Source organism: Nostoc sp. UHCC 0251 (genome assembly GCF_034932245.1).
Taxonomy (GTDB): Bacteria; Cyanobacteriota; Cyanobacteriia; order Cyanobacteriales; family Nostocaceae; genus Nostoc.
This window is the reverse complement of record NZ_JAYGHD010000537.1, coordinates 1-1,308: the sequence shown is the minus strand read 5'-3', so window position 1 is coordinate 1,308 and position 1,308 is coordinate 1. Positions and strand designations below refer to the sequence as shown.

The 1,308-nt window shown below is 42.7% G+C and carries 3 protein-coding genes; all 3 read left to right on the top strand.

Annotated features, from left to right (window positions below):
* On the top strand, positions 1-223 hold a 223-nt coding region (locus VB740_RS36670; protein WP_323204706.1), incomplete at its 5' end, for a hypothetical protein.
* 225 nt (positions 224-448) lie between these two features.
* A complete protein-coding gene (locus VB740_RS36665) occupies positions 449-811 on the top strand; it encodes an IS110 family transposase (protein ID WP_416291357.1) in 363 nt (120 codons plus the stop codon).
* Between the two features lie 152 nt (positions 812-963).
* Positions 964-1,287: a transposase gene (locus tag VB740_RS36660; RefSeq protein ID WP_323204705.1), complete on the top strand. Its 324-nt coding sequence runs from the start codon at positions 964-966 to the stop codon at positions 1,285-1,287.
* Positions 1,288-1,308: the final 21 nt, after the last annotated feature.

Genomic DNA, 1,308 nt, shown 5'->3' with positions numbered 1-1,308 from the left:
TATTTTCAACCGACTCTGCATTTATATTATGCAGCTTAAATGCCGATTAGCTTATGATTCCTATAGTATAGCTTGTATTGATTGCCTCATCAGGCTTCTAGCGATCGCGCTCCCGGAGAGTGACAGAAGCTGTTTAGTGGCGATCGCCCCTTATGGATGTAAAGAAAGCTTGCGATTTCTTAGGAGCAACTGCACAGGCGGCACTGCCACCCGCTATGAATGAAAGAAACTATTTTGAGGCGACTAATGAACGGGTACATTAGAATTATCCTGACAGTTAAAACCGAACCCACAATAGTGTGTTGAGCCTGATTAGGAGCATGGTTCTGGGGCATTATGGCTATGACATTGGTGAAGGACTTGCGTTTCCTATCCCGTTTGAAAGATTATCTATGAGTACATCCCTTTCGTCAGGACTATCCATAATAACTAGAACAGGGTTGCAGCAATGAAATTGCCAGCAAATAAAGAGAAGAACCAGCCTGTACCTGTGGTAAAACCTTCATCCACTTTAGAAGAAATTAACCAGAACGCAGCCGGAATAGACCTTGGTAGTGGAGAACATTGGGTTTGTGTCCCCACTGATAGGGCAGATAAAAATGTTCGCCGATTTGGGTGTTTTACCCCTGATTTAATTGCAATGGCCGATTGGTTAAAGGAATGCCGAATAAATACCGTGGCAATGGAAGCCACAGGAGTTTATTGGATTCCAGTGTTTCAGATATTAGAAGCCAAGGGTTTTGAGGTCAAATTAGTCAATGCTCATCACGTTAAAACAGTCCCTATTTATTTGTCCTCCAGCAAGAATTAACACTGTATGAGATTTATCAACAACAGATTATTGCTGTTGACGCTGAAATTGAAAAATGTTTAGCATCTTTTGAACCTAAAACTTTAGATGAACCGCCAACAACAGGAAGAAAACGCAGAAAAAAACCGACTGCAAATCACCCTGATTTTGATTTGCATAAATATCTTTATCGGATGGCAGGAGTAGATTTTACACTGATTGATGGTCTTGATGCTTTAACTGTTCAGACCATTTTATCTGAGGTGGGATTAAACCCGAAACGTTTTCCCAGCGTTAAACACTTCACCTCTTGGTTGGGTTTATGTCCTGGTCAAAAAGTGACCGGCGGTAAGGTCAAAAGCTCTCAAACTCGTACTGTTGTCAATCGTGCTGCAAATGCTTTTCGCATGGCGGCTTTTTCTCTGACTCACAGCCGCTCTGAAGAGGTGCATTTTATCGCCGCTTACGTTCTCGCTTGGGCGCACCCAAAGCAATAACTGCTACTGCACACAAGCTGG